Origin of the sequence: Halalkalibacter suaedae (assembly GCF_017939705.1) — a bacterium.
Lineage (GTDB): Bacteria > Bacillota > Bacilli > Bacillales > Bacillaceae_D > Halalkalibacter > Halalkalibacter suaedae.
On the sequence record NZ_JAGKSQ010000001.1, the window covers coordinates 822,826 to 829,237 of the forward strand.

3 protein-coding genes are annotated in these 6,412 nt (G+C 42.1%); all 3 read right to left on the reverse strand.

The genetic code is table 11. The annotated features are described in order from the left end of the window. Positions 1 to 3 precede the first annotated feature (3 nt). Positions 4 to 474 carry a peptide-methionine (S)-S-oxide reductase gene (locus J7W16_RS03930; RefSeq protein ID WP_210595877.1) on the reverse strand — a complete coding sequence of 157 codons (471 nt, stop codon included), beginning with the start codon at positions 472 to 474 and terminating at the stop codon, positions 4 to 6. 1,046 nt (positions 475 to 1,520) lie between these two features. Beyond that, positions 1,521 to 4,244: a rhamnogalacturonan lyase family protein gene (locus tag J7W16_RS03935; RefSeq protein WP_246879813.1), complete on the reverse strand. Its 2,724-nt coding sequence runs from the start codon at positions 4,242 to 4,244 to the stop codon at positions 1,521 to 1,523. Then, on the reverse strand, positions 4,165 to 5,400 hold the full coding sequence (locus J7W16_RS03940) for an Ig-like domain-containing protein (protein ID WP_246879814.1): 1,236 nt from the start codon (positions 5,398 to 5,400) through the stop codon (positions 4,165 to 4,167). Before J7W16_RS03940 ends, J7W16_RS03935 begins: the two co-directional genes overlap by 80 nt. Positions 5,401 to 6,412: the final 1,012 nt, after the last annotated feature.

The window sequence follows — 6,412 nt, forward strand, 5'->3', positions numbered from 1 at the left end:
CCCTTATGTATACTTACTTAATATCTCTTCAGGAATATGACAATAATCATCTGGACATCTAGCTAACCTATCCTGATGTTCTTCTGCACTTCTCACATAGTTTGTCAGAGGTAAGACTTCAACAACAATAAGATCATAATCATTCCTCTCACTAAGAAACGCCTTCGCCTCTTCCAAGTGCTCAGGCTTTTCACTATATACTCCTGTTCTGTATTTCTTACCAACATCCTGTCCTTGTTTATTTAAACTGTATGGATCAATGATTTCAAAGAAATACCCCATTAATTCCTTAATCGTTACAACCGTCGGGTCAAATTCGGTCTTTACACATTCGGCATAGCCATCATACTCACCTTCAAGTGTATCACTTGTCCCATTCGCTCTTCCCGCTTCTGTGAACGTAACTCCAGGCAACGTTTTTATAAAAGCCTGGACACCCCATAAACAACCACCTGCAAAATAGATGACTTCCATATTGACTCTCCTCTCTATTAATCATAGTTTAGCAGAAATAAGCAGATCGCATTGTTAATAATTCTTGTTATCTTATGGACCTTCCCCCGCTGTTTACCGACTCGGCCGGTTTCTCCTTTTATGAGCCGGATTGAGAGATTTATGATCCAGATTCGCTATGTTATGAGCCGAATCTGCCACGTTATGAGCGGGTTTCACACTTTTATGAGCCGCACCAAAATCTCGGCTGGCTTTTCCATTCATGTTGCTCTTTAAAATGAACGATTTTATAAAAGTTCCAGCCAATTTTCAGTTATTTTCTATGAAGAAGACCTCCACATAGCTGTGTTCAGCTGTTTATTGAAGAGTGATTTTCTTTTATGAGCCGGATTGGGAGATTTATGATCCAGATTCGCTATGTTATGAGCCAAATCTACCACCTTATGAGCGAATTTCACACTTTTATGAGCCGCACCAAAATCTCGGCTGGCTTTTCCATTCATGTTGCTCTTTAAAATGAACGATTTTATAAAAGTTCCAGCCAATTTTCAGTTTTTTTCTATGAAGAAGACCCCCTCATAGCTGTGTTCCGCTGTTTATTGAAGAGTGATTTTCTTTTATGAGCCGGATTGGGAGACTTATGATCCAGATTCGCTATGTTATGAGCCGAATCTGCCACGTTATGAGCGGATTTCACACTTTTATGAGCCGCACCAAAATCTCGGCTGGCTTTTCCATTCATGTTGCTCTTTAAAATGAACGATTTTATAAAAACTCCAGCCAATTTTCAGTTTTTTTCTATGAAGAAGCCCCCCTCATAGCTGTGTTCAGCTATTTATTGAAGAGTGATTTTCTCTTATGAGCCAGATTGGGAGATTTATGATCCAGATTCGCTATGTTATGAGCCAAATCTACCACCTTATGAGCGGGTTTCACACTTTTATGAGCCGCACCAAAACATTGGACAAAAAAGGGAGCTGCCTCCATTAAGTATGGCCGAGGCAGCTCCCTTTTTTATTTTATTACTTCTTTAGAAAGAAACATGAGAACCGTCCCCACGTCTACGTCTACTTCTTCCCTTTCTTCTTCCCTTTACCCTTCTTCTCATCCGGATCATTCGTATACGTCACATCTGGTGTCTCCAACTCACCAGCCAGCACTTGCTCCCTAATGTCTTCACCTAGATAGAATCCTAGATGAGGCGGCTGATTATAAGCTGAGTTTTGCCATGCGACTCCCATGCGGTACACGGTGTCATGCATGAGTGTGTACATTCTGTAATCAGTCGGAATCGTTGTGCTATGAATGCGAAGCTCAGAGCTATCCGTTGTCGGGAGTAGCACTTCTTCACGCCAGTCACCAAGGATATCCGCAGATAAGGTTGGTGTTGCTTTTGTTCCATTGCTACTCATCACGCCGTCAAATTGGCGAACGAGCTCCGATTTACCTGTTTTTTCGTTATATTTTGTGATCCTAGTATCATCTAATAACTCGTGTAACAGATCACCAGTCCAATAGGTTTTGAAGTTCACCGACAATCCTGCATCTCTAAAGCTGTCGTCTACAAGTCCTGTTTGAACGTTGTAGATGCCTCCGCCTGTTTCAGGAGTATGGCCACCCGTTCCCCAGAATTCATAGCCAGGTGCTGATGTAATGTTTGCTGCGACACCACGGCCTGCATCGACATATGCATAATACGATTGTAATGTTTCACCAGTCGCCCCGTCATGAAGTTCGACAGATGCAACGGCTGGGTCCTCATGAACACCAAACACATGTAATCCTTCACGGTCTGGATCAAACGCACCGACATGAAGGGCATCGCCATGTGAGCCTTTTTCACGATACATTTCCCCGTCCATCGCATAGAGGATGCTTCCGTCTTCGTCTAATGTTAACGAACCAGCAATGACTTCATCAAAGCCATCATTGTCGACATCGCCTGTTGATAAACTATGGTACCCTAATCTGCCACCGCGGCCTTCTTCATCTGAATCAAATGTCCACTCTTCCACTAGCTTGCCTTCAACTAAGCTCATGGCAACAAATGTGGTTCTTCCATAGTAACCACGGCCATAAAGGGCACTTGGCTTTTCACCATCAAGATAAGCAACCCCTGATAAGAAACGGTCTGAACGGTTATGCCATGTATCGCCCCAAGATGCTACATCTCCGAGCGGGAATGCATAATCAATCGTATCAATCACTTTACCTGTTTCCCCGTTAAATACCGAGATGTACTCAGGTCCACCGTACACATGACCTGCTTCATTCACCCACTTGCCATCATCTTCAGCATTTCCAATTACACTCATTACTTTTTCACTATCAAATTTGCCATCAGTCACGCCATAAGATGTCGTGGCATCTGCTGTTTTAATAAGGAATTCACTCTTTCCATTCCCATCAAAGTCAGCGACAATAAATTGGTTGTAATGTGCACCTGATGTAAGGTTATGCCCCATGTTAATCCGCCATAAAAGCGTTCCATCAAGCTTATAAGCATCGAAAATCGTTGGTCCTGTCATGCCTTGCTGTGAACTATCAATCGCATTGGATGGATACCATTTTACGATGACTTCATACTCGCCATCGCCATCTAAATCACCAACACCAGAGTCATTGACACTATACGTGTAGTCCCCTGTTGCCGTCGTTCCACCTTCAGGCTTTTGCATCGGGATTGAAAGGTAGTCTGTACTTGATGCTCTCACTTTATGTTTTTCCTTTTTCTTTTTCTTCTTCTTACCATCCACTAAGGTTTCGACTGTATACTTTGTTCCAGGTGTCCCGTCTGGATCAACAAAGTTTGTGACAGTCAAAGGCTCATCATTTAACTTCTTCCCACCACGATACACATTAAATGTCACGTCTTGGTCGTATTCATCAATTAACAAGCGCCAGCTAATAAAAATCCCATCCTCTGAATTAATAGCAACCACGCTTCGGTCTAACCATTCCATTTGACGTGCGTTCTCAGGTGGAGCTAGACGATTATAGACATATAACTGAGCTGAACGCTCGAAATCATTTTGAACGCCATCGGTCTCCGCTAGTGTTCCATTAAATTCATAAACACCAGGCTCGCTTGGATTCCAAGCTGCTCCAACTTCAGCCCATTCACTTACTGCCACTTCTTGCTTGCTGTTATCAGCTAGTGTGACAGTAACCGTTTCTGGTAAACCAATCGATGAAAGGTCTTCCGTTGTTTCATTTACATAGACACGATGATAGGAAAGTTGATCTACTTTTGTAATCGTGTTATCAGCAATCGGGACACTATAGATGCCGACGTTATCTAAGTATGTTGTCCACGTGTGATTATTCCCCGACGTACGCATCCCAACTAAACGAAGCGTTGAAATCGAACCATCAAACGCAACTCCTTCTAATGAAGACGTGTACTCTTCATCAATACCTAAATCCTGATTTTCAAGAGAAACCGTTACTTCGTTCGCAATTAAATCGAACCCAACCTCAATGTCGTACCACGCTTCTGGATCCGTAATTGCAGTCTGTACAGGTGCTTGACCTCCTGCAAAATACGAAAGTGGAGCATTATTTGTATTATTTAATGTAAAGACGGTATTACCAGAGCTATCCATGATTCGGAATTCACCGCCATTTTCGTATGCACGGTCCCCTTTATCATTGTTCTTTCCTGGATACCAATCAAAGGCTACGAGCATTTCTGCCCCTTTTACAGCAGAATCAAAGGTCTTCGTTGCCACACGGCCACCGGATTGATGCGATACTGTATTGCAGCTTTGGCGTCGTGTTTCCTGCAACATCCTCCTTGTTAATCGAAAGGGTTGCAGCTGCAGTTGTGAAGCCCCAGTTGACAGGAACCACTTCAACCACATCACCGAAATCACTATAATAGACACCCTCGTACCCACCAATTTCAGGCATTCCACCTGCTTCCGCAACCGTTACAGTCACTTCTGACTTGATGTCATTGCCGTTTGTCACATTTGGTACATCCTCTGTATTTAAAACACCTGTAAATGTATACGTACCATTCGCCGCTGGATCATAGTCAACACTATCCCATCCAACGCCGACCTCGACGACAACATCATTTTCAAGCTGTACATCAACAGCACTTGGGAAAAATGAAATCACATCTTCCTTCGCCACATTTTTTGGAACGGTAAATGCTGTTTCAAATGCAGATACAATGGACACGATATTTTGCTCACCTTGAGCTGGTGCAGGTTCAGCAGAGCCATGAATCGTTACATTGTCCAGCCCTGTAACAAAACTCAAATTATTTCCGCCAGCACGGTTCCCATCAATCGAAACCTCGGCAATTTGGTTCACATAGTTGATCGTACTAAGATCGATATCCGCAGCAGAAAAGCTCGCTGTTTCATCTGCTTTATCCTTCATCGAAAGTGAAACACTTTCATTATTAAAATCAAATAACACTTCAACTGTTAACCAGCTTCCATCTGTACTAATCCCAGTCACAGCAGTATCATTCGATAAATCTGTTCCAGTCGTCCCAACGCCATACTTGATCTCTCCATCCGTTCCGCCTGCTTTAACGATACGGAAAATTGGATTTCCGTTGATATCGTTAAACTGAACTTGACTGGAGTTTAACTCAGTGGATACAGTCTCTGGCTTCCAATCAAAGGTAAAAAGAACCTCTGAGTTATTTGTTGATTCCGCAAGCGTCTTGGTGATGCTACGTTCTCCACTCCCCGCACCAGTCGCACGTAAGTATTGATTCCCAGCCTCATCAGCTGTCACAACAGCCTCCGCACCGCCACCAGGTGAGAATCCCCATGCATCGCCATCTTCAAAATCAGTCTCAGCCAACACAGAATACGTATCTGTATTTGTAGTCTCCACCGCTAAAGCGTACGAAAAATTAGAAAAAATCAGTAAAAACGCTGTAAATAATGCAAATAGCCTCTTCGAATTCCTTGATATCCTCATGCTTCAATTTCACTCCCTATGGATAAGATAATGTCTTCACCTTGCCAAAGAAAAGATTGACGCTGAAATTGACCTCTTTACCCATTCACCTCCTCAGTTTTTCTTTTAGATGGCACACCCGTGTTGTAAACGCTTCCATATAGTCACAAAAAAAAGCAACTTGATGCTACTTTTAACCTCATCAGTTGCTCTCTTTCTATGTCTAGGGGGAATGTTCATTTATGTAGCGCCAATTCGTGTTTTATCATAACAACCATAAATATAGACTGTCTATGACACAATTTTGCACCCAAATAAATCCTTATATAATAACGCCTTCGCCTACTTCTAACACTTTTTTGAACAAACCATCACTTTTTTGAACAAGGGGACGGTTCTCGCGTTTCCGCAATTAAACTTTCAATCTCATACCCTGCTTAGATTCAAATGAACAAACTATCATGAAGCCTTTAAACCCACCACCAACCTCGTCCTCACTCATATTGACTTAATCCCAAAAGTAAAAAAAGCACAAGAACCGTCCCCAGCGTCTCACAGCGTCTCACATACCTCTCATTCATTTTGCTCTTTAAATGAACTGTTTTATAAAAACATCAGTTAATTTTCAGTTTTTTTCTATGAAAAAGATCTCCTCACAGCTGTGTTTAGCTGTTTATTAAAGGGTAATTCTCTTTTATGAGCCGGATTGGGACATTTATGAGCGAGATTTGCTATGTTATGAGCCGAATCTGCCACGTTATGAGCGGGTTTTACACTTTTATGAGCCGCACCTAAAAATTGGCACAAAAAAAGGGAGCTGCCCCCCCATTAAGTATGGTGAAGGCAGCTCCCTTTTTTTATTTTATTGCTTTTTCATCACTCTTAAAAAGAAACACGAGAACCGTCCGGGACTGGTGAAAAAGTACCTTTTATAATTAGCCAATTTTAGTTAATGACAAAATTTCAAAGTCAAAACTAAAAATTCAATGAATTTTTAATGATTTTAACTTTGAAGGGGGAAAACCTTACGGTT